At 66.8% G+C, this 20520-nt stretch carries 20 protein-coding genes and 2 pseudogenes; 8 read left to right on the top strand and 14 right to left on the bottom strand.

The window, feature by feature from the left end:
• Positions 1–250 precede the first annotated feature (250 nt).
• Positions 251–736, top strand: coding sequence for a MarR family winged helix-turn-helix transcriptional regulator (locus AB5S17_RS12735; protein ID WP_369239878.1), 486 nt, complete (start codon positions 251–253; stop codon positions 734–736).
• 177 nt (positions 737–913) lie between these two features.
• Here AB5S17_RS12735 and AB5S17_RS12730 read toward each other — a convergent pair whose 3' ends face one another.
• Positions 914–2566, bottom strand: coding sequence for a pyridoxamine 5'-phosphate oxidase family protein (locus tag AB5S17_RS12730; RefSeq protein WP_369239876.1), 1653 nt, complete (start codon positions 2564–2566; stop codon positions 914–916).
• Between the two features lie 15 nt (positions 2567–2581).
• The gene (locus tag AB5S17_RS12725; protein WP_369239874.1) at positions 2582–3223 is read right to left on the bottom strand and encodes a glutathione S-transferase family protein; all 642 of its coding nucleotides are present in this window, start codon (positions 3221–3223) and stop codon (positions 2582–2584) included.
• A 141-nt stretch (positions 3224–3364) separates the two neighbouring features.
• On the opposite strand from AB5S17_RS12725, the gene AB5S17_RS12720 reads away from it, so the two are divergent.
• Together AB5S17_RS12720 and AB5S17_RS12715 are read left to right on the top strand one after the other, a co-directional pair.
• Entirely contained in the window at positions 3365–4261 is an 897-nt protein-coding gene (locus tag AB5S17_RS12720) for a LysR family transcriptional regulator (protein WP_369239872.1), read from the top strand.
• Between the two features lie 62 nt (positions 4262–4323).
• A pseudogene (locus AB5S17_RS12715) lies at positions 4324–4463 on the top strand (IS3 family transposase); the annotation flags it as partial.
• A 92-nt stretch (positions 4464–4555) separates the two neighbouring features.
• Here the strand turns inward: AB5S17_RS12715 and AB5S17_RS12710 are convergent.
• From AB5S17_RS12710 to AB5S17_RS12695, 4 genes and pseudogenes are all read right to left on the bottom strand, one after another.
• Positions 4556–5448 (bottom strand): annotated as a pseudogene (locus tag AB5S17_RS12710) (SDR family oxidoreductase).
• An 11-nt stretch (positions 5449–5459) separates the two neighbouring features.
• The gene (locus AB5S17_RS12705) at positions 5460–6200 is read right to left on the bottom strand and encodes an SDR family oxidoreductase (RefSeq protein ID WP_369240293.1); all 741 of its coding nucleotides are present in this window, start codon (positions 6198–6200) and stop codon (positions 5460–5462) included.
• 62 nt (positions 6201–6262) lie between these two features.
• Complete coding sequence (locus AB5S17_RS12700; RefSeq protein ID WP_369239870.1) at positions 6263–6475, bottom strand: 4-oxalocrotonate tautomerase family protein; 213 nt, start codon at positions 6473–6475, stop codon at positions 6263–6265.
• A gap of 65 nt (positions 6476–6540) precedes the next feature.
• Positions 6541–6726: a hypothetical protein gene (locus AB5S17_RS12695; protein ID WP_369239868.1), complete on the bottom strand. Its 186-nt coding sequence runs from the start codon at positions 6724–6726 to the stop codon at positions 6541–6543.
• Between the two features lie 122 nt (positions 6727–6848).
• On the opposite strand from AB5S17_RS12695, the gene AB5S17_RS12690 reads away from it, so the two are divergent.
• Complete coding sequence (locus AB5S17_RS12690; RefSeq protein WP_369239866.1) at positions 6849–7751, top strand: LysR family transcriptional regulator; 903 nt, start codon at positions 6849–6851, stop codon at positions 7749–7751.
• 210 nt (positions 7752–7961) lie between these two features.
• Here AB5S17_RS12690 and AB5S17_RS12685 read toward each other — a convergent pair whose 3' ends face one another.
• Positions 7962–8384, bottom strand: coding sequence for a hypothetical protein (locus AB5S17_RS12685; protein WP_369239864.1), 423 nt, complete (start codon positions 8382–8384; stop codon positions 7962–7964).
• A 55-nt stretch (positions 8385–8439) separates the two neighbouring features.
• A complete protein-coding gene (locus AB5S17_RS12680) occupies positions 8440–9459 on the bottom strand; it encodes an NADP-dependent oxidoreductase (RefSeq protein WP_369239862.1) in 1020 nt (339 codons plus the stop codon).
• A gap of 221 nt (positions 9460–9680) precedes the next feature.
• Between AB5S17_RS12680 and AB5S17_RS12675 the strand changes: the two genes are divergently transcribed.
• Positions 9681–10553 carry a LysR family transcriptional regulator gene (locus tag AB5S17_RS12675; protein ID WP_369239860.1) on the top strand — a complete coding sequence of 291 codons (873 nt, stop codon included), beginning with the start codon at positions 9681–9683 and terminating at the stop codon, positions 10551–10553.
• A 170-nt stretch (positions 10554–10723) separates the two neighbouring features.
• On the opposite strand, the gene AB5S17_RS12670 is transcribed toward AB5S17_RS12675, so the two are convergent.
• Positions 10724–12061, bottom strand: coding sequence for an ABC transporter substrate-binding protein (locus AB5S17_RS12670; RefSeq protein WP_369239858.1), 1338 nt, complete (start codon positions 12059–12061; stop codon positions 10724–10726).
• Positions 12062–12101: 40 nt separating this feature from the next.
• On the opposite strand from AB5S17_RS12670, the gene AB5S17_RS12665 reads away from it, so the two are divergent.
• Positions 12102–13010, top strand: a complete 909-nt coding sequence (locus AB5S17_RS12665) for a LysR family transcriptional regulator (RefSeq protein ID WP_369239856.1) — start codon at positions 12102–12104, stop codon at positions 13008–13010.
• 203 nt (positions 13011–13213) lie between these two features.
• On the opposite strand, the gene AB5S17_RS12660 is transcribed toward AB5S17_RS12665, so the two are convergent.
• Positions 13214–14089, bottom strand: coding sequence for an alpha/beta fold hydrolase (locus AB5S17_RS12660; protein WP_369239854.1), 876 nt, complete (start codon positions 14087–14089; stop codon positions 13214–13216).
• 31 nt (positions 14090–14120) lie between these two features.
• Between AB5S17_RS12660 and AB5S17_RS12655 the strand changes: the two genes are divergently transcribed.
• Entirely contained in the window at positions 14121–15044 is a 924-nt protein-coding gene (locus AB5S17_RS12655) for a LysR family transcriptional regulator (RefSeq protein ID WP_369239852.1), read from the top strand.
• Between the two features lie 160 nt (positions 15045–15204).
• Positions 15205–16110 carry an SDR family NAD(P)-dependent oxidoreductase gene (locus tag AB5S17_RS12650; protein WP_369239850.1) on the top strand — a complete coding sequence of 302 codons (906 nt, stop codon included), beginning with the start codon at positions 15205–15207 and terminating at the stop codon, positions 16108–16110.
• Positions 16111–16419: 309 nt separating this feature from the next.
• On the opposite strand, the gene guaA is transcribed toward AB5S17_RS12650, so the two are convergent.
• The 4 genes from guaA to AB5S17_RS12630 all read right to left on the bottom strand — a co-directional run bounded on the left by guaA (position 16420) and on the right by AB5S17_RS12630 (position 20520).
• On the bottom strand, positions 16420–17976 hold the full coding sequence (guaA, locus tag AB5S17_RS12645; protein WP_369239848.1) for a glutamine-hydrolyzing GMP synthase: 1557 nt from the start codon (positions 17974–17976) through the stop codon (positions 16420–16422).
• A 78-nt stretch (positions 17977–18054) separates the two neighbouring features.
• A complete protein-coding gene (locus AB5S17_RS12640; RefSeq protein WP_369239846.1) occupies positions 18055–18717 on the bottom strand; it encodes a 5'-methylthioadenosine/S-adenosylhomocysteine nucleosidase in 663 nt (220 codons plus the stop codon).
• Positions 18718–18769: 52 nt separating this feature from the next.
• Positions 18770–19219 carry a TspO/MBR family protein gene (locus tag AB5S17_RS12635; protein ID WP_369239844.1) on the bottom strand — a complete coding sequence of 150 codons (450 nt, stop codon included), beginning with the start codon at positions 19217–19219 and terminating at the stop codon, positions 18770–18772.
• The gene (locus AB5S17_RS12630) at positions 19216–20520 is read right to left on the bottom strand and encodes an RsmB/NOP family class I SAM-dependent RNA methyltransferase (protein WP_369240291.1); all 1305 of its coding nucleotides are present in this window, start codon (positions 20518–20520) and stop codon (positions 19216–19218) included. Before AB5S17_RS12630 ends, AB5S17_RS12635 begins: the two co-directional genes overlap by 4 nt.

Raw genomic sequence — 20520 nt, 5'->3', positions numbered from 1 at the left:
ACCCCAAAAATGCTCGGCCGCGGATGATGACAATTCGGTAAGGTCGGGACGAAGACTTTGAGATCATAAGCGTTTGCAGGAGGGACCTTGCCGAAACATTACCAAACAGTTGACGGGACCGGATTTGCAATGTTCCCGACCTTCCCCCTCACACTATCTTTCGGCGCACAACGAAAAGGGAGCGCCGCTCGCGGCGTGGGTTAAGCCTGTCTGGCGCCCGCCGGGAGCCGCAGACCGAAAGGGACAGGACATGAGCAACATCGAGGGAATGCCGCAGGCCGCGGCCCAGGGCGCGCCGAGCGACCCCTACACGATCGTTCCTGCGCTTCTGTGCATCGCCAAGTCGACGCGGGCCTTCAACACGCTGAGCCTTGCGGAAATCGGCCTGCATCCGGGTCAGGACCAGCTGCTCGACCGGCTGGACCCCGAGCACCCGGTCACGGTGTCGACGCTGGCGGAAGACCTCGGCGTGCGGCCGTCCACCGTGTCGAAGATGCTGGACCGGCTGGTGGAGAAGGCGCTGGTCGAGCGCTGTGCCAGCAGCGCCGACGCGCGCCAGACCATGGTCCGGCTGCTGCCGACCGGCGAGAAGGCGAAGGCTGCCGTCCACCAGATCTGGAAGCGCATGGACGAGTACATCACCGACTCCCTCAGCCACGAGGAACTCGGCGCCATCCGCTCGTCGCTCGAACGCACCGACGACATTCTGTCGACGCGCCTCAGGCGCCTGCGCTGAACCCGGACCCATGCATGTCGAGGAGGGGGGGCCGCCTTCGACGCGCCAGGTAGCTCCGCCGACCGGGAAGCTCCGCCAAGCTATAAGTCGGGACGAACGATTCATTCCAGAGCGCCAGTCTTGGGACGTCAACTGCGTCATCTCCTCCGCCCCCACGGCCGAGCGGCCCGCCGCTGCTCATCCGGAAGGGCCGAACGTCTCGAAGTGAATCCGATCCGGCGACACACCGCCGGCTTCGAGGCCCGCACGGATGTCGGCAAGGAAACGTGCCGGGCCGCAGAGCATGTAGTGCGCGTCCGCTCCGGCCCCGAGCGCTAACAGATCGTCTGCCGTTATGCGTCCTTCAGCATCGAAATCCTTGCCTCGTACATCCGCCGCTGCGGGCCTGCTGTAGAAGACTTTCCGACGGATGTTGGGGGCGGCTGCAATGAGGGCGTTCACCTCGGCCCTGAAGATGTGGCTCTTCCCGTCGCGCGTGCCGTGAATGAACCAGCCGCGCCGCGCGGGCTGATCGTTCACGGCGGCATACAGCATCGAAAGCATCGGGGTCACGCCGATGCCGGCGCTGACGAGCACGAAGGCGGCTTCGTCATCCGGAAGCGTGAAGTCGCCGGCCGGAGGGCGCGCCTCGATCGTGTTGCCGACCTGTATCCCGACGTGGAGGAAGGACGAGGCGACACCGCGGTCCTCGCGCTTGACGCTGAGCCGGTATGTCGGCGCGCGTGGCGAACCGGAGAGCGAATAGGTTCGGCTGACCCTGCCTCGCTGGCCCGGCACCTGCAACTCGACGGGCAGATGCTGGCCGGGCTTGAAGGGCGCAAGCGCCTTGCCATCGAGGGGGGCCAGGTGGAGCGAAGTGATCAACTCGCTCTCCGTCACCTTGTCGGTCACCTTCAGGCGCCGCAGGTCTGCATTGTCCTCACTCCATCGAAGCGCCAAGGCGGCCTGACGCGCGATCACCTTTTCGACCACGACCTCGATCATCCGCAGCGCGTTCGGGTCGTCGGCGTCCTTCGGCGCCCAATCGACCCTGGCTCGCCCGGCAATGTGCAGAAGGCCGCCCGTCGCAAAGTCGACGAAGAGCAGACCGACGCGCGGATCCTGGACCAGATTGCCGAGGGTGTTGAAATAGTTGTTGCCCGCATAGTCGGGAAACCACAGCCGTGCTCCGTCGGCGGCCACATGGACGAAGCCGGGCGGTCCGCCGCGGTGAGAGGCGTCGTAGCCATCGGATGACCGTTCTCCGTCCGCGCTGTGGCCGGAGCCGATGAAGAAGGTGTCTGCTGCCGCGATCCGAGCCTGCTGATCCGGCTCGAGCCGCTGCGAGATCCGAACCGTGCCCGCCCGGGCTGGTTCGGCGCGGTGCCAGGCGCGCTCGTGAATGTACTGCGGACAGTTGCCGAAACTCTGCTGCACCTCGATCTCGAAGCCGTCATCGACGGCGCGGATCAGGCCGTTCAGCCGGTTTCGGCGCCGGGTCGCCAGTTCGATCCCGAGGATTCCGATTCTGGAACCGGGGAAGAATCCGGCCGCCAAGGGATCGTTCGGGTGCAACGTGGCTGCGACCGAAAGCCTTCGCGGGTCGGGCGAACGGACAAACCCTGCCGGCCCTTCGAGGATCGTGACCCACGGCCAGCCTTCGCCGTCGCCACCTGCAAGCACAAGAAACGGCAGCGCGGCAAAGAAATCCCGGTGCTGATCGGGCATGTGGTCGCGGATGAAGCTGCCGGCCCAGGAGGCGACATCGCCCACTTCGGCGCGACGCTGTGCCTCCCGTTCGCCGGCATGAAACGGGTTTTCTGCGGGTGACATGACTGGGTTCGCGTCCATTCTGCAACTCCCGATTCAGGCCAGCTCCGGAGAGCGCGCCATACCGACGAAGCCCGGCAGCGCTTCGATGCGGGCCAGCCAGGCGCGGATTGCGGGATAGGGAGAGAGGCTCACGCCGCCCTCGGGCGCGTGGGCGATGTAGCTGTAGCCGGCGATATCGGCGAGGGTCGGCCGATCCGAAACCAGCCAGTCGCGGTCGGCCAGATGCGTTTCCATCACGGCAAACAGGGCGTGCGCCTTGGCCTTGGCCGCCTCGTGGTCGAGATCGGCGCCGAACAGCGTGACCAGCCTGGCGGCACAGGGTCCGGATGCGATTTCTCCGGCGGCTATGGAGAGCCAGCGCTGCACTTGCGCCTTTTCGACCGGATCGGCCCCCCTCCAGAGGGCGCTGTCGCCGTATCGCTCGACCAGATAGGTGAGAATTGCATTCGAATCCGACAGCGCGACGCCGTTGTCTTCGATCGCGGGAACCTGCCCGAGCGGGCTGATCCTGAGATATCCGGGCGCCTTGTGCGCTCCGTTCTGCATGTCGAGATCGACCGTTTCATAGGGTATGTCGAGCAGCGCGAGCATCAGCTCGACCCGGTGGCAATGGCCGGATTTCGGACTGCGGTAGAGGATGACGGGTGCGTCGTCTCTGGCATTTGCTTCGGACATCGGTCAGCTCCTTCAGACCTTGAGTTGGGTTCTCCCCTGCTGCGGGGTGCGTACGGAGCTTGATTTATTCAGGCGGTAGCATTGAAATAATGCCTCTCACCTGAAAGGCAGCGTTTCGCCTTCTGCAGCAATCGAGACGTCATGGACCGCCTGCAAAGCCTGAGGGTATTCGTCGCCGTCGCAGAAGCCGAAAGCTTCGCCGCCGGCGCTCGGGCCCTGGGGCTCAGCGCGCCATCGGCGACGCGGGGGGTGAGCGCGCTCGAGGCGGCGCTCGGCGCCCGGCTTTTCACCCGCACGACACGGCAGGTGAGGCTGACGGATGCGGGGCGCGCCTATCTTCAGGACGTGCGTGAGATCCTGGCCAGCCTCCAGGCTGCCGACGAGGCAGCGTCCGGAGCGGCCCGGACGCCGGTCGGGCAGCTGCGCATCACGTGCCCGCAGGAGTTCGGGCGGATCCACATCTCTCCCGTCCTGACCGAGTTTCTCGACCGACATCCTGGCGTGAACGCCGACGTCCTGATGGTCGACAGGGTCGTGAACCTCGTTGAGGAAGGCTTCGATGTCGCCTTGCGCATCGGTCCGCTGCCGTCGTCCGGCCTCGTCGCCGTCAGGGTCGGGCAGGTTCGCCGCGTGGTTTGCGGTGCTCCAGGATATTTCGCCGAGCGGGGCTGCCCGCAGGATCCGGCCGAGCTTGCCTCTCACCGTGTCGTGGCGGTCGCGCCGCTGAATGCCGGCCGGCCGTGGCGCTTCGGCCCGGACGGCCAGCAGACGGTCAGGCTGGATCCGAGGCTCAGCGTCAGCAGTGTCGCCGCGGCGATCGAGATCGCGCGGCGCGGCTGGGGCATCTGCCAGGCGCTCTCTTACCAGGTCAGTGCCGATCTCGAGGCCGGGAGGCTGAAGGTGGTGCTCGAAGACTGGGAGCCCGACCCGCTGCCGATCCATCTGGTCCACATCGAGGGGCGCCGCGCCGCATCGAAGGTCCGCGCATTCATCGATTTCGCAGCCGAGCGCCTGCGCCATACCGCCGGGCTGAACTGACGGAACCGGTAGAGGCTTCGGCAGCATCTTTTCGTGCGGGCGATGGCGCAACGTGCCTGGCCCGGACGTCGAAAGCCGAACTCGTCTGGCGCACCGTCTTCTGGAGCCGGGTCGACGCGACCACTGCGATCGGCCGCTACATCGATCGCTTCTGTAACCCGTGCGGCGCCATTCGGCGCTCGGTTTCGTCAATCCGCTTCAGCTCGTAACGCGGGCCGCGCAAAACCGGGAACGCTCTCCACGAACTCCAAGCAAATCCGCGGCACCATTCGAGCACAATCATGATCATGCGGGTTATTCGCGCGGCCGCAACAGATCGGCAAATCCGATGCGATGCAGAAATTCCTCCCGCACCCTGTCGATCACCGGGAAGGCAACGGCAGAACCGTCATTCGCCGGATCGACGACCACACGGAAAGGCCGCTTTCCGAATGGAGCGTCGACGATGTTCACGACGGCGTCCGCCACCGTCCTCGGCTCCGCGTCCTCCGGCACCGTCGCCGAGAGGGCCTTCCGCATCGTGTCGGCGAAGCCGTCGGGCAGTGCTGCCTCATATTCGGCCACGCGGGCCTGGTCGGCGGGCGAACCGGCATGGGCAAAGTGGTTCGTGCCCTTGGTAAAGGCACCCGGCACGACGATCGAGGTCTCGATGCCCAACGAAGCCAATTCCCGCGCATAACAGACCGCCAGCGCATCCATGCCCGCCTTGGCCGCAAATACGGGCCCAGCATCGGCGGAACGCCGCCTGCCGTGCTGCTGCTGCCGATCCACACCAGCAAGCCGCGCCCGGCCTTGCGCATGTACGGCAGGACGGCCCGGTTGACGCGCTGTGTGCCGAGCACGTTCACGTCGTAGAGCTGCGCGAGCTGTTCGGGCGTGAACGCCTCGCTCGGACCCCAGACCATGTGGCCGGCATTGTGGATCAGGACGTCGAGACGACCGTGGCGTTCGATGATGGTGGCAATCGCGGAAGCCGCCGATGATTCCGACTGAACGTCCAGCTCGACGGCTCGCAAATCCACGGCGTGCTGCTTTGCATGGGCCGTCACTTCGGCTGCCTGTTCGGCGTTCCTGCCGCTCAGGTCCCGCATGGACGCGTAGACCGTATGTCCGGAGGCGGCCAGGGCATTGGCCATCAGGCGACCGAAGCCGCTCGATGCCCCGGTGACGAGAATGACCTGTTGCATCGTTCTCCTCCTCAAACCACGCCGCCATTGGCGCGCACGATCTGGCCGTTGATCCAGCCGCCGTCCGGGCCGACGAGCAGCGAAACGACGCGGGCGATGTCGTCGACGTCGCCCAGGCGGCCGAGCGGGTTCATCTGCTTGATGCGATCCAGCGTCGCCTGATCCTTGCCGTCGAGGAAGAGCTCGGTCGCGACCGGCCCGGGCGCCACGGCGTTAACCGTGATTCCTCGCGCGCCGAGTTCCTTTGCGAGGATGTGGGTCAGGGCCTCGACCGCCGCTTTCGTGGCAGCGTAGACGCCGTAGGTTGGCTGGTAGAGCCCGACGACGCTCGTCGAGAAGTTCACGATCCGGCCGCCATCGCGCAGCCGCTTCGCTGCCTCGCGGAGGCCATTGAAGGTGCCCTTGAGGTTGACGGCGATCGTCTGATCGAAGGTGGCGTCGTCGACCTGCGCGACGGGCGCGAGCTTCATGATGCCGGCGTTGTTCACCAGCACGTCCACCCCGCCATAGGCCGCCTCGGCGGAATCGAACATCCGTTTCACGGCCTGCGCGTCGCTGACATCGGCCTGTGCGGAGATCGCGCGACCGCCGGTCTTTTCGATCTCATCGACCACCCTGGCGGCCGCCTTGGCGCTGCCCGCATAGTTGACGATGACGGTGAAGCCATCGTCCGCCAGGCGGCGGGCTATGGCGGCGCCGATGCCACGAGAAGCGCCCGTGACGATCGCAACGCGGTTGGATGAAGTGTTCATTGTCGTCTCCTTTCTCGTGAGGGCGGCGCCCACCTGGCCGCGGGGCCGGCGGGCGCCCCGCGTCATTCCTTGGCGCGATACTCCTCCGGGATCACGAACACGGTGTCCGCACGGGCATAGCCGCCGTCCTTGATCTCTTCGATCAGCACCATGGTGTGCGGCCGCGCCGCCTCCGAGAAGTAGTCGACAAGCATCGCGGTCGTGCGATGGACGATCTCTTCCTTCTGGGCGCGGGTAAGTGCGGCTTCGGGTACTTTGAAATTGGCAAAAGGCATGATCTATTCTCCTTCTGGTGGTTGAGGTTGCGTTTTGGACGAGAGGCGTTGCTACGGGCGGACGATCAGCCCACGATCGAGCCAAGCGCATCGCTGACGAAGATCATCTCCACCGCCAGCATCGCGGCGAGGAGCCGCGCCCCACGGCCCACCGCCGATGCCAGACCGCCGAAGGTCTCAGTCGCCGAACGGCGCGAGCGACGGATTGATGAGGCGCGGCCCGCCGCCGTCGCCGGCTGCTCTTGCTTCATCCGTCATCTCGACCTCCTGTCTGCTGACCTCGGGGGCAAGATAACCATTCCTAAATCGGGCGGTAGAAACCCAGATTTGACATCACCATTTTGAAATCCATAACAATCTGCTAGGGTGGGGCATGGATCGTATCGACGTCATGCGGCTTTTCGTGCGGATCGTAGAGCGCGGAAGCTTCGCCCAGGCGGCGCGTGACCTTCGGGTCCATCGCCCTACGGCGACCCACGCCATCCAGGGTCTCGAGGCGGATCTCGGCGTGCGGCTTCTCGAACGGACCACGCGAACGGTGAAGCCCACTCTCGACGGTCTGCTCTATCACGAGCGCTGCGTTCGACTTCTGGCCGACCTGGACGAAACGGAAAGCGTCTTCCGCAATGCTGAGCCCAAGGGGCCGTTGCGGGTCGACATGCAGGGCACGCTCGCCCGCTTCTTCGTCATGCCGGCACTCCCGGCGTTCATCGCCTGCTACCCGGATATCGCGCTCAATCTGAGCGAGGGCGATCGTATGGTCGACCTCATCACCGAAGGTGTCGACTGCGTTCTCCGCGCCGGCTCTCTCCAGGACTCTTCGCTGATCGGCCGACGGATAGCGACGTTGCCCCAAGTCACTCTTGCCAGTCCCGCCTATCTCGAACGCTTCGGCATTCCCGCATCCCCGAAAGATTTGGAGGGGCACCGTATGGTGGGTTATGCCGCGTCCGCCACGGGACAGCCCTATCCACTGGAATTTGGCCGCGACGGCCGGCACTGGGAGATCCCTCTGCCCCATGACGTGATCGTCCGGGGCGCCGAGATCTACACGGCCGCAGGCGCCGCCGGTCTCGGGCTGATTCAGGTCCCACGCTATCGTGTCCGGGATCAGCTTGCTGCCGGCGCGCTCGTGTCGGTGCTGGACAATTTTCCGCCGCCATCGATGGAGGTGTCCGTGCTCTACCCGCAGAGCCGGCACCTCTCGTCTCGCGTCAGAGTGTTCATCGACTGGCTCACGGAGACGTTTCGCGTGGCCGAGCTCGATGAGCAATGACGCTATCCGAGGGAGCCACCGACCGGTAGCCGGCATGCCCGTCAATCATAGCGCCAGCATCCGACGCAGCGCACTTCGCCGATCCGCGCGGTATTGATCGGCGATGCTGCTACCGGTCATGTCGAACCCTGATCGCCGCCAGGACACACATGAAGCTCCACCGGAGCACCGGACCAAGCGTGGCGCGATGGCCCGATCCTGCCTCGCGCGCTACTTCGTTCGCTCGACGATCCGATCGTGCACTGTCTCCAGCCAGGCGCCCAAACGAGATACATCCCCTTCGACGCGCATTTCGGACGCGCGCAGAACCTCGTCGCGCACCGCCGCATATCGCTGGTCGCCACCGGGCAGGAGGTTGAGGGCGCGTGCGGCTGCTGCCGTCACCTCGACCGTGATGTCAGCCTGCTCTTCCAGCCGGGCGCCGACCCGGTAGGAGGGCTTCCCGTCGACGATGTCGAAGCGAATGCCTTGGACAAGGCCTCCGGGCAGTTCGACGCCGTCGGTATAGCGCTCCACGAAGGAGACGGTGAAATCCGGTGCCAGCCCCGACCGCAAAGCGGCGTCGGACATGAGTGTTCCGACCATGTCGAACCACTCTGTCGTGCCCTGTTGAAGCTTGTCATGTCCGATCATTTTTCCGCTCCTTTCCGGACCGGCCGCGCCAGGCGCCGCGGCCGGTGACCGGTTCTCAGTCGACCGTCAGGACGATCTTGCCCTGGACATGTCCCCGCGCAGCGCGCTCATGGGCCTTGCGGGCGTCGGCCAAGGGAAAGCTGCTGTCGATGACCACGCGGATCGAGCCGTCGTCGAGCAGGGGCGCGAGTTCTGCCAGCTGGGCGCCGCTCGATCGAACCTGGGCCGCCGAGACCCTGATGTCGCGCTCCTCCGCCTCCTCGCCGTCGGCAAAGCCGATGGGATTGACCGGGAACAGGGCGCCGCCGGGCTTGATCGTCTTCAGAAAGCGCCCGGCGCCTGCGCCACCCACCGCATCGACCACGAGGTCGACGTCGCGCAGGACGTCCTCGGGCGTCGTCTTCGTATAGTCGACGAATTCATCGGCTCCGAGGTCCCGCAGCAGGGCTTCATGCCTGGCGGACGCTACGGCGATGACGCGCGCGCCCTTCAGTTTCGCCACCTGCAGCGAGAAGTGGCCGACGCCGCCGGCAGCCCCGTTGACGACCACCGTCCGGCCCTCGAGCGGCACCGGTTCGTGTCGGTGGGGCTGGAGCGGGTTCGGCTCGTCATGCCCCAGTTCCACCAGGAACTGCCAGGCGGTGAGCAGCGACATCGGCGCCCCGGCGGCCTGTGCATGATCGATGTTCGTGGGCCTCAGTGCGAGGTGGGACGCCGGAACGCCGACATATTGCGCATGCCCGCGGCTGTCGCCGAACATGCCCTCGGGAAAGCGGACCATGGCATAGACTTCGTCGCCGGGGGCAAAGCCCGTGACGTCGTCGGCGACCGCGTCGACGACGCCCGAGATGTCCGTTCCCAGAATGAGGGGAAAGTCGCCCTGGGGCCGCCATTCCGGCGGGAGCGAGCTGAAGCCGTCGCGCAGGTACCAGTCCGGCGGATTGAGGCTGGCGGCATGCACGCGCACCAGCACTTCGCCCGGCTTCACTTCCGGCATCGGGGCTTCCTCGTAGACCAGCACGTCCGGACCGCCGAACTTGTGCTGGCGAACTGCCTTCATCGTTTCCCTGGGCATGGCCGTTCTCCTTCTCATACCAGTGACGCCGCCGGCGAGCTGCCTTCCCTGGGCGGCAGGAGCAGCAATCTTGGGCGGCTCCGCCGTCGGGGCGTCGACGCGCGACGCCATCGCGGCTTTCGCTCAGAGAGATAGCCGGCCCATGAGTGTCTCATTAGGGTGAGTCTCGCGAACACTCTGCTGAACCGGGTGCATCAATGAGGCGCGAAGATCTTCCGGATTTGCTGGCCTTCTCTGTCGTTGCCGAACAGGGAAGCTTCAGGGGCGCGGCGGGCAGGCTGGGCCTGTCCCCCTCCGCCCTGAGCCACGCCATACGCCGGCTGGAGGATCAGCTCGGCTCCGCGCTGCTGCACCGAACGACGCGGAGCGTCGCGCCGACAGAAGCCGGAGCACGGTTTCTGCGGATCCTGCAGCCGGCCCTGAACGACATCGACCGGGCGCTTCTGGACCTGGCCGACACGAGCGGCCGCATCGCAGGCCATGTGCGCATCAACGCACACCGCAACGGGGCGGAACTGCTCGTGCTGCCGAAGCTCGGCGCGCTCCAGAAAGAGCATCCGAAGATCACGCTTGAGCTGTCGGTCGACGAGGGTCTCACGGACATCGTGGCTGCGGGATACGACATGGGCATCCGCATCGGCGAGCGGCTGGCGGAGGACATGATCGCCGTCAGGCTGAGCCCCGACCACCGGACCGCCGTGGTCGCCGCCCCCTCCTACCTCGAGGAGATGGGAACACCGGACACGCCGGCGGACCTTCAGCAGCACCGCTGCATCGGCTATCGCTTCGTCACCTCCGGCCGCCTTTTCGTCTGGCGGTTCGCCGAGGGGGATCGTGAATTCGAGACGAATTTCGAGCCTTCGCTCATCGTCGACGATGTCCAGATGTCCCAACGGGCGGCCGCACTCGGCCTCGGCCTCGCCTTCGTGCCCCGCGACGCCGTCGAGGACCAGCTGGAAGCCGGGGGATTGGTCGAGGTCCTTCGGCGCTGGTCGGTCACAATGCCGGGCGACTTCCTCTATTATCCGAGCCGGCGCACGCTGTCGCCGGCGGCACGGACCGTCATCGATCACCTGCGGAAGCGTTCCGACTGATCGAGGGCGAAGATCCCCACTCTCCGCCGGCCGATCCTTCGACCGCCGCTTTGCATTGAAGCGCAAGGCTCGACAACCGACGATACATCGTCGGGCGGCTATTGCGAAAACGACAGGACGCGATCAGGCGGACCCGCCGGCGTCCGAGCGGCCGCCAGCGGGTCCCGCGGTCAATGGGGGAACGCCTCGGGACCGGGAACCGTCGCGACGTGCTCGTAGACGTCCCACTCGCCTTCGGATGCGTCCGGCGTCTTCACGCGCAGCAGGTGGATGTCGTGCAGCATCGTTCCGTCGTCCCGGATCCGCCCGTTCCTGACATACATGTCGTTCAGGGTGGCTGCGCGCAGGTGCCGGATGACCGCTTCCGGATCGGTACCGCCGACCGCCTCCACCGCCTTCATGAACTGGAGAGCGGCCGAATAGTCGGCGGCCTGCAGTGAGGACGGCATGCGCTGCCGCCGTTCGTGGAAACGCTCCGACCAGCGGCGGGTATCGTCGTCGCGAGTCCAGTACCAGCTGTCGGCGAGATAGAGCCCCTGCGCCTTCTCGAGGCCCATGTGATGGATGTCATCCACGAAGGTGAGCAGCCCGACAAGCTTCATGCGGTCGCCGAGGCCGAGCGTCTCCATCGCCGCCATCGCCTTGAGGAGCTCGGCATGGCCATTGGCGAGGCCCAGCACCTCGGCTCCGCTGTCGCGGGCCTTTTCGAGAAACGGGGTGAAGTCGTCGGCGCCGTGGGGGTTCTTGACCGAGCCCACGACCCTCCCGCCGGCGGCATCGATCGCGGCGGTGCCATGCTCCTCCAATTCGCGGCCGAACGGGTAGTCGGCGGTGACGAAGAACCAGCGTTTCAGGCCGTCCCGGACGAGTCCGATGGCCGGCACCGTGGCGAGAGCGACGGTGCTGTAGGCATACTGGATGACCGGGGGAGCGGCGCGCTCGCGCGTCTGGACCGAGGTCCCGGCGCCGACGACGAAGATCGGCTTCCCCTCATCGGCCGCGACGGCGGTCATGGCGAGACTCGTGTCCGAATTGACGCCGCTGATCACCATGTCGACGCCGTCATCGGCGTACCAGCGGCGAGCAATCGACGCGGCCTCACGCTCGTCATTGTGGTGATCGCCGAGCACAAGCTCGGCGGGGCGTCCGGCGGCCGTGCCGTTGATCTCCTCGATGGCCATGCGGATGGCTTCGGCGCCGGCGTTGCCGTCGACGTTTTCATACGGGCCGGAGAGGTCGGTGCAAAGGCCGATGCGGATCGGATTGTCAGTCATCGCTGCGGTTCCTTTTCGTTTGATTTCGCTGGGGCGCGCCAGTCGACCGTCTCGTTGAAGGCCGGCGTACGAACTGTCGGTTGCGTCCGGTTCTGGCATGGCCGCGGTCCTTCCCGGCTTTCGGCGCGGGGCTCGACCACGGCGTCGCCGGACATGATCTGCCGGATCATGGGACGGTCGAGGAAACGGCGGGCGTGTCACGACCGAGATGGGCCAGGAGCATTGGAAAAACAATTTGCCCGCCGCTTACCTCGGCGGTAAGCTTTCCTAACCAATGAGCACAGACCTTTCGGGCATACCGGCGTTTCTGGCCGTCGCCGAGACACAGAATTTCCGCGCCGCGGCCGAAAGGATCGGCGTGACGCGTTCCGCGGTCAGCCAGTCGATCCGCGCCCTGGAGAACCGGCTGGGAACCGCGCTCGTGCTTCGGACGACGCGGAGCGTCAGCCTCACGGAAGCCGGCCGCGAACTTTACGACCGAGTCGCGCCGGCGGTTGGCGAGGTCACCGCGGCCATCGAAGCAGCAAGCGATCGCGAAGCGCGTCCGACCGGGCTGCTGCGCCTCGCGGTGTCGTCGATCGCCGAATGCTTCTTGTCGGGCCCCCTCATCGCCAGCTTTGCCGAGCAGTTCCCGGGGGTCCAGATGGACGTGACCGTCACGGACGAGGAATTCGACATCGTCGCCCGTGGCTTCGACGCCGGTGTGCGTCTCGGCGAGGTGTTGGCGCAAGACGTCATCGCGGTGCCGATTTCCGGCGATCAGCGGCAGATGGTGGTCGGTGCTCCGTCTTATGTGGCCAGGCTCGGTGCACCGGCGCATCCGCGCGATCTGATCCACCACCGGTGCATCGGGTGGCGGCCTGCGCCGGAGGTGGTTCCCTATCGCTGGGACTTCACGGAAAACGGCCGCGACTTTGACGTCGACGTTCGCCCTCAGGTGACGACCAACGACATGTGGGTGATGGTCCGCTCCGCCGTCGCCGGCGGGGGCCTGACGTTCGGCGTGGAAGATACCTTCCGGCCGTATCTCGAGCGCGGCGAACTGGTCGCGATGCTGGAGGACTTCTGTCCGCCTTTTCCGGGCTTCTATCTGTACTTTCCTGATCGCCGCAACCTCGCGCCCAAACTGCGCGCCCTGGTCGATCATGTGCGCCTTCATCGCCGGAGCGCCGAACTCGGCTGAGGTGTCGGCAGGCCGGAGCCATGCCGTTCACACGCAACACGTAGACTTCGCTCCATGGTGCTCTGCGCGCCGCCGATGCCGGCCGAGAGCTGCGCGCCCCGCACGGGGAAAGGCATTCGCGGGTTGCAGGGATCGAGCCCGCGGCCGGCGGCAATATCGGGAGAGTCAGTTTAGCGATCCCTGGTGCGCATCCACCTGTCCCGCTAAGCGAGCCGCTCGCAGAAACCGTGGATCAGCGCGGCGAGTTCCTCGGGCGATTCCAGCATCGACAGATGCCCGGTTCCGGGCAGCACATGCATCGTGGCGCCGGACAGGCGGGGCAACAGCTCGGCCCTGAGCACATCCGGCGCATCGACCTGGTCCAACTCGCCGGCGATCACGAGAGTCGGGACGTCGATGTTGCCGACCTCTGCGGTAATGTCCTCCTGGCTTGTCGCGAGCGGCCAGGCCAGCTTTGCGGGCGGCGCGCCTTTCAGGCTGTCCTCGATGACCTGCTCGCGGATTTCGCCCGCGAGCGGCTTCGCCGTCAGCACGTTGTCGAGCGTTGCCTCGACGGTTGCGCGGCTGTCATAGGCGCCGGTCATCATCTCGCGCGCCGCCGCGGGGAGGGCCATCGGAGTGGGCGGAGACGGCGCGACGAGGACGAGGCCCGCGAGACCTGCCGGCCGGCGCGACGCCATCAGTTGGGCGACCTTGCCGCCCATGGAATGGCCGACCAGGACGTAGCGGGGCAGATCGAGCGCCGCGATCACGCCCTCGGCGTCCGCCGCCAGATCCGCCAGCGCATAGCCGGCACCGGGCGCTTCGGATTGCCCCCAGCCGCGGTGGTCGATGGCGATCGTGTGAAAGCGCGGCGCGAGCTCGGCCGTCACCAGCCGCCACGTGCGGGACGAGCCGCCCCAGTAGTGCAGGAAGACCAGCGACAATTCGCCCGCGCCCTGCTCGTCGACGTGAAGGGACATTCCATTCGATGCGATTTTCATCTGCCTGCCTCTCGTTTGCAGCCGGCCCTGGCAGCCGACGCAACGGGATTTACGGTCGGTCGCATCGGGATATAATCCGCTGTGGACTATCATCATCTGATAGCGATGTTATCGAGTGGGGCGGCGGATGGACCGGTTGACCAGCATGGCGGTGTTCGTTGCGGCCGTGGAGGAGGGCAGTCTCGTCGGCGCCGCACGGCGCTTCGGGCTTTCGCCGTCCATGGCGGGGAAACACGTTTCGGCGATCGAGGAGGACTTGCAGGCGCGGCTGCTGCAGCGAAGCACGCGGATGCTGACGCTGACCGAGGTAGGGAACGCCTATTACGCACGCTGCAGGCAGATCCTCGAAGCCGTAGAGGACGCCAATGCCGAGGCGCAGGAGGCTCAGGCGAGCGTCAAGGGGCTCTTGCGGGTCGCCGCTCCGACGACCTTCGGCGCCATGCATCTCGGCCCGGTGATCGCGAGCTTCCTCGAGGCTCATCCGGACGTGACGATCGACACCTTGCTGAGCGACCGCTACATCGATCTTCTGTCGGAGGGGGTCGATCTGGCGATCCGCATCGGCCGTCTTCAGGATTCCGACCTGGTCGCCAGGCGTCTCGCTCCGTGCCGGATGGTCTATTGCGCGGCCCCCTCGTTCCTGGAACGGCACGGCTCACCGCGAACGGCCGATGACCTGCGCCGGGCGCCAAGACTGGTCTTCACCGACGCCGTTTCCCCCGGAGACTGGAATCTGACCGATCCCGCCGGACAAGCGCACGCCATCGACGGGCCCGTCCGACTTGCGTCCAACAACATGCAGATGCTGCTCTCTGCAGCGTTGACCGGAGCCGGCGTCGCTTACGGCCCGGGTTTCGTGTTCGGGCCGTCTCTTGCCGGTGGAACGCTGGTCGCACTTCTTGAGGATCATAAGACGTCGGACCTGGCGATCCACGCCGTCTACCCGAGCCGACGCCACGCCTCCCTGAAGCTTCGGCGCTTCCTGGATCATCTGACCGTGCAACTCGGCAAGACCCCACCTTGGGACATTGCCGGGAAACCCGGATCATAAGGCGCCGCGTTGATCGCGGATGCCGGCAACTTATCTGACCTCAGGACCTGCCCCGGCAGGCCGGCGCGGGAATTTCGCCGGAAATGGCTCCCTCATCAGAGAGGCTCTTTCACGAGTGCCTATCGTATGCGCGCGGGCTACCAGTCAGGAGAAGCATCCGATGTCTTCGATCGAACGCCAGTTTCCCGACCTCACGGCACATCACACCGTCTACGATGCCATTGATCCGCGGACCTCGCTCAAGGGCAGCATGACCGGCAAGGTCATCTTCATTGCTGGCGCCTCGCGCGGGATCGGCCAAGCGACCGCAGTCGCCTTCGCACAGGCCGGAGCCCGTGCGGTCTATCTCATGGCAAGATCGGACAAGGCCCTCGAAGAAACCCGGGCGCGGGTCGAGGAGGCCAATGCGCAGACCCAGTGTGCCTATTCGGTGTGCGACGTCACCGACCCGAAGCAGGTCGAAGCGGCGGTCGCCGACTGCGTGGCGAAGTTCGGCGGCATGGACGCCGCGGATGCCAATGCCGGTTATCTCGACCGCTGGACGAAAATCGGCGAGTCGGACCCGCAGAGCTGGTGGCAAAGCTGGGAAGTGAACGTCCGCGGCACCTATCACGTCGTCCGCTACACGCTTCCCCATCTCATCCAGTCAGCCAAGAGGCGCAGCGCCGAGGGATCGGCCGGCGGGCATCTGATCCTGCTGTCGTCCGTCGGCGCCCAGTTGCTGACGCCGACGGCGTCCGACTACCAGACCTCGAAGCACGCGATCAATCGTCTGTGCGAATTCGTCAACGTCGATCACGGCGAAGACGGTGTCAAATGCTTCGCCATGCATCCGGGCGGCGTCGCCACAACGCTTGGGATGAACATGCCCGAAAGCCTGCACGCCAATCTCGTCGACGAGCCCGAGCTGGCTGCAAGCTTCGCCGTCTGGCTCTGCTCCGGCCGGGCCGACTGGGCCAGAGGCCGCTATCTCAGCGCCAACTGGGATGTCGGCGAACTCACCGCTCTCAAGGACAAGATCCTAGGCGGCGATCTTCTGGTGAACCGGCTGCGCGTGAAGGCATAGGTTCGGTGTGGCCGCGATGGACGCGGCCGCATGCCGCCGGCTGCGCGACGAAAAGCAGATGCAAGGACGGCGCAGACGCCCTCTTCGAACGAGCTGCAAGAGGCGAGACGGGTGCCAGGGCCTCGACACAGGGCGCCTGACAGAAGACGCCACGGCATCGACAGGACGGTTTGGAGGTCCGTCACCCACTCCGCCACTCGCAACACGTGCGGGCGATAGTCCACGAAAGGCTGTGGCGAGTTTAGTCCTGCTTTCCGAGCCTTGCGCCGCGTCCTGGGTGCCGTCGGATATTTCTCGGCGGCGCCTGAATCATTCCCACTCGATGGTGCCTGGCGGCTTCGACGTGACGTCGTAGACGACGCGGTTGATGCCGCGGACTTCGTTGATGATCCGCGTCGCCGCCTGGCCGAGGAATTCCATGTCGAAGGGATAGAAGTCCGCCGTCATGCCGTCGACGGAGGTGACGGCCCTCAGCGCACAGACGAATTCGTAGGTGCGCCCGTCGCCCATCACGCCGACGGTCTGCACCGGCAGGAGCACCGCGAAGGCCTGCCAGATCGCGTCGTAGAGCCCGGCCTTGCGGATCTCGTCGAGATAGATCGCATCGGCCTCGCGCAGGATGCGCAGCTTGTCGCGGGTGATGCCGCCGGGGCAGCGGATGGCGAGGCCCGGCCCCGGGAAGGGCTGGCGACCGACGAAGTGCTCCGGCAGGCCGAGTTCGCGCCCGAGTTCGCGCACCTCGTCCTTGAACAGCTCGCGCAAGGGCTCGACGAGCTTCATGTTCATGCGCTCGGGCAGGCCGCCGACATTGTGGTGCGACTTGATCGTCACCGACGGACCGCCGGCGAAGGACACCGACTCGATCACGTCGGGATAGAGCGTGCCCTGCGCCAGGAAGTCCGCGCCGCCGATCTTCTTGGCCTCGGCCTCGAAGGTCTCGATGAACAGCCGGCCGATGGTCTTGCGCTTAACCTCCGGGTCGGTCTCGCCCTCCAGCGCGTCGAGGAAGAGGTCCTGCGCCTGAACGTGGACGAGCGGGATGTTGTAGTGGTCGCGGAACATGCCGACGACCTCTTCCGCCTCGTTCATCCGCAGGAGGCCGTGGTCGACGAAGATGCAGGTCAGCTGGTCGCCGATCGCCTCGTGGATCAGCACGGCCGCGACGGAGGAATCGACGCCGCCGGACAGGCCGCAGATCACCTTGCCGTCGCCGACCTTGCCGCGGATCTCGGCGATCGCCTGCTCGCGGAAGGCGGCCATCGTCCAGTCGCCCTTCAGGCCGGCGATCCGGTGGACGAAGTTCGACAGGAGCTTCGCGCCGTCCGGCGTGTGGATCACCTCGGGATGGAACTGCACGCCGTAGAACCGGCGCGCCTCGTCGGCGATCGCCGCGAAGGGCGCGCCGGGCGAGGTCGCGACGATCTCGAAGCCTTCGGGCAGTTCGGTCACGCGGTCGCCGTGGCTCATCCAGACCTGATGCCGCGTGCCCTCCGCCCAGACGCCGTCGAACAGGGGCGAGGCCTTGCGGACCTCGATGAAGGCGCGGCCGAATTCGCGATGCAGCCCGCCTTCGACATGGCCGCCGAGCCCGGCGCACATGGTCTGCTGGCCGTAGCAGATGCCGAGGACGGGGAGGCCGGCGGTGAAGATCTCGGCCGGTGCCGCCGGGGCGTTCGCTTCGGTCACCGAGGCGGGCGATCCTGACAGGATCACCGCCTTCGGCTTCAGGCGGCGGAAGCCTTCCGCGGCGGACTGGAACGGGACGATCTCGGAATAGACCCCGGCCTCGCGCACGCGCCGTGCGATCAGCTGCGTGACCTGGGAGCCGAAGTCGATGATGAGGACGGTGTCGGGGTGCGCTGTCATGGCGGACTGATAGTGAAATTGGCGCGCGCTGGAAACCGATTTTTGCGCATGCGAGGCATGCGGTGCGCGGGCCGGGCGTCAGGCGGTCAGGAGGCCGCTGTCGAGCGCGACCTCCAGCCGGTCGACGGCGTCGGCCAGCTTCTCGTCGAGGACGTGCAGCAGCGTCGTCCAGTCGTCGTAGTGGTGAAGCTCCGCCGCCCCGTCGGAGATGCCGCGCAGGCCGATCAGCGGCAGCTGGAAGCGCTGGCAGGCGCGCAGCACGGCGAAGGTTTCCATGTCGACCATGTCGGCGTCGATCGTGCGATACTTGAGGCCGGTGACGATGTCCGACCCCGTCGACAGGCGCGCCGTCGGCAGGCTCGGGATCGGCGTCGGCAGTCCGGTGTCGACGGGATGGTCGAGAAAGGGCGTCACCCCCTTGGTGAAGCCGAGCGGGGAGGCGTCGATGTCGCGCCAGGAGACCGACGACACCTGATAGATCTCCCCCTGTTCGAGTTCGCGCGAGCCGGCCGAGCCGAGCGAGACGACGAGATCCGGCCGGTGCCCGGCGAGCGTCAGCGCATGCAGCGCGACACCGGTGCCGAGCGCCGCCTCGATCGGGCCGACGCCGGTCATCAGCGGGCGCACCCGTTTCTTCAGATGCGGGCCGTATTCGGCCTCGGCCGCCATGACGAAAAGGACGGACCAGCCGCCGATCCGCTCCACGGTGCAGTCGAGCTTGGACGGGTCGAAATCGCTCATGCGGCCCTCTTTCGCGACGGCGAGCCGGCGCTCTGCCGGCTCCAGCCGTCTCTCAGTTCAACCACCAGATGGCGCCGTTGAGAAGCGCCGCAGAGGCGGTCCAGGCGAGATAGGGCAGGAACAGTGCGGCGGGGGCCCGGCGGCCCTTCCAGGCGCTGCGGATGAAGGCGCAGATCACCGCGAAGAGGGCGAGGATGATCAGCAAGCCGCCGAGAAGCGCGTGGGCGGCGAAGAACAGCGGCGGCCAGCAAAAGTTCAGCGCGAGCTGCAGCCACCAGAGCCGCAGCGAGCCGGCGTCGCCCGTTCGGAAGACCAGCCAGCCGGCGATGCCGATCAGCAGGTACAGAGTCCCCCAGACCGGCGCGAAGACGAAGTCCGGCGGGTTGAAGCTCGGCTTGTCCAGCGCGGCAAACCAGCCGCCGGTCTCGACGACGAGGCCGAGAAGGCCGCCGCCGCCGACGGTCAGGGTCAGGAAGAAGGCGAGGCTGCCGATCCCTTTCATGCCGTCCGCTGCAGCATCGCGAAGAAGAAGCCGTCGGTGCCGGAGAGCCGCGGCGTCAGCATCACGCCGGCTCCGCCGGCGATCGGCACGAGACGGTGGCGGTCCGGGACGGCTGGGAGGGCGCCCTGCCAGCAGACTTCGCCATCGGCGACGACGAAGCCGCGCCCGCTCTCGCGCGCGAGGAAGGCCGCGATCCGGTCGCCGTTCTCCTCGGCGAGCAGCGAGCAGGTGATATAGGCGAGCCGGCCGCCGGGCTTCACGAAGCGGGCGGCCTGGTCGAGGACCGCGTCCTGCTCGGCGATCCGCTTCTGCAGCGCCGCCTCCGACAGCCGCCACTTGGCGTCCGGACGCCGGCGCCAGGTGCCGGTGCCGGTGCAGGGGGCGTCGACGAGGACGAGATCCATCCGGGCGTGAAGGTCGGCGACGTCGTCGCGCGGATCGTGGACCTGCACGTTGCGCACGCCGGCGCGGGACAGGCGCTCGTGGATCGGGGCGAGGCGCTGGCGGTCCGAATCCGTCGCGTGGATCTGACCGGTGTTCTCTATCATCGCGGCGAGCGCCAGCGTCTTCCCGCCGCCGCCGGCGCACAGGTCCAGCACCTGCTCGCCGGGCTGCGCCCCGCTGAGGCGGGCGGCGACCTGCGAACCCTCGTCCTGGATCTCGAACCAGCCCTTCTGGAAGCCCGCCTCCACCTGGACGTTCGGATGCCGCCCGTCGCCGGCGACCGGCGCAATGCGCACGGCATCCGGGGCGATCCCGCCGGTGGCGGCGCCGAGCGGCGCCAGCGCCTTCAGGACCTTCTCGCGGTCGCTCTTCAGCGTGTTCGCGCGGATGTCGAGGGGCGGACGCTCGGCGAGCGCCGCAGCCTCCTCCGCCCAGCCGTCGCCGAGAGCGCGCGCGATCGGCTGCACCAGCCAGTCCGGAAGGTCGGCGCGCACGGGATCCGGCGCCGTGGCGAGGTCGCGCGTGCGCCAGGCGGCGAAGGCGTCGGCGGAGGGAAGCTCCGGCGCGAAGCGGTCGCCCGCCAGCGCCTTGGTCAGATCCGCCGGATCGAGGCCGGCCCCCTCCATCACGGCGGCGAAGGCGAGGGTGGCCGGCGTCTCGTCTTCCATGCGCCAGGCGAAGGAACGTTTCCTGCGCAGCGCGTCGTAGACGATGTTGCCGATCGCCGCGCGGTCGCCCGAGCCGGCGAAGCGGTGCGACAGGCCCCAGTCCTTCAGCGCGTCGGCGACGGGGCGATGCCGCGCCGCCATGTCGGAGAGGATGTCGATCGCTGCAGAGATGCGGCCGCCGAGGCGCAT

It is taken from the genome of Jiella sp. M17.18, from assembly GCF_041027365.1.
In the GTDB taxonomy this organism is placed as follows: Bacteria; Pseudomonadota; Alphaproteobacteria; order Rhizobiales; family Rhizobiaceae; genus VKMB-3413.
Note: the sequence above shows the minus strand (reverse complement) of the source record. Positions and strands in the feature narration are given on the sequence as shown.

Bases quoted from the DNA above. Each gene is read 5' to 3' on its own strand.
- AB5S17_RS12735 (WP_369239878.1), top strand. From the start codon at position 251: ATGAGCAACATCGAGGGAATGCCGCAGGCCGCGGCCCAGGGCGCGCCG.
- AB5S17_RS12730 (WP_369239876.1), bottom strand. From the start codon at position 2,566: ATGGACGCGAACCCAGTCATGTCACCCGCAGAAAACCCGTTTCATGCC.
- AB5S17_RS12725 (WP_369239874.1), bottom strand. From the start codon at position 3,223: ATGTCCGAAGCAAATGCCAGAGACGACGCACCCGTCATCCTCTACCGC.
- AB5S17_RS12720 (WP_369239872.1), top strand. From the start codon at position 3,365: ATGGACCGCCTGCAAAGCCTGAGGGTATTCGTCGCCGTCGCAGAAGCC.
- AB5S17_RS12705 (WP_369240293.1), bottom strand. From the start codon at position 6,200: ATGAACACTTCATCCAACCGCGTTGCGATCGTCACGGGCGCTTCTCGT.
- AB5S17_RS12700 (WP_369239870.1), bottom strand. From the start codon at position 6,475: ATGCCTTTTGCCAATTTCAAAGTACCCGAAGCCGCACTTACCCGCGCC.
- AB5S17_RS12695 (WP_369239868.1), bottom strand. From the start codon at position 6,726: ATGAAGCAAGAGCAGCCGGCGACGGCGGCGGGCCGCGCCTCATCAATC.
- AB5S17_RS12690 (WP_369239866.1), top strand. From the start codon at position 6,849: ATGGATCGTATCGACGTCATGCGGCTTTTCGTGCGGATCGTAGAGCGC.
- AB5S17_RS12685 (WP_369239864.1), bottom strand. From the start codon at position 8,384: ATGATCGGACATGACAAGCTTCAACAGGGCACGACAGAGTGGTTCGAC.
- AB5S17_RS12680 (WP_369239862.1), bottom strand. From the start codon at position 9,459: ATGCCCAGGGAAACGATGAAGGCAGTTCGCCAGCACAAGTTCGGCGGT.
- AB5S17_RS12665 (WP_369239856.1), top strand. From the start codon at position 12,102: ATGAGCACAGACCTTTCGGGCATACCGGCGTTTCTGGCCGTCGCCGAG.
- AB5S17_RS12660 (WP_369239854.1), bottom strand. From the start codon at position 14,089: ATGATGATAGTCCACAGCGGATTATATCCCGATGCGACCGACCGTAAA.
- AB5S17_RS12655 (WP_369239852.1), top strand. From the start codon at position 14,121: ATGGACCGGTTGACCAGCATGGCGGTGTTCGTTGCGGCCGTGGAGGAG.
- AB5S17_RS12650 (WP_369239850.1), top strand. From the start codon at position 15,205: ATGTCTTCGATCGAACGCCAGTTTCCCGACCTCACGGCACATCACACC.
- guaA (WP_369239848.1), bottom strand. From the start codon at position 17,976: ATGACAGCGCACCCCGACACCGTCCTCATCATCGACTTCGGCTCCCAG.
- AB5S17_RS12640 (WP_369239846.1), bottom strand. From the start codon at position 18,717: ATGAGCGATTTCGACCCGTCCAAGCTCGACTGCACCGTGGAGCGGATC.
- AB5S17_RS12635 (WP_369239844.1), bottom strand. From the start codon at position 19,219: ATGAAAGGGATCGGCAGCCTCGCCTTCTTCCTGACCCTGACCGTCGGC.
- AB5S17_RS12630 (WP_369240291.1), bottom strand. From the start codon at position 20,520: ATGCGCCTCGGCGGCCGCATCTCTGCAGCGATCGACATCCTCTCCGAC.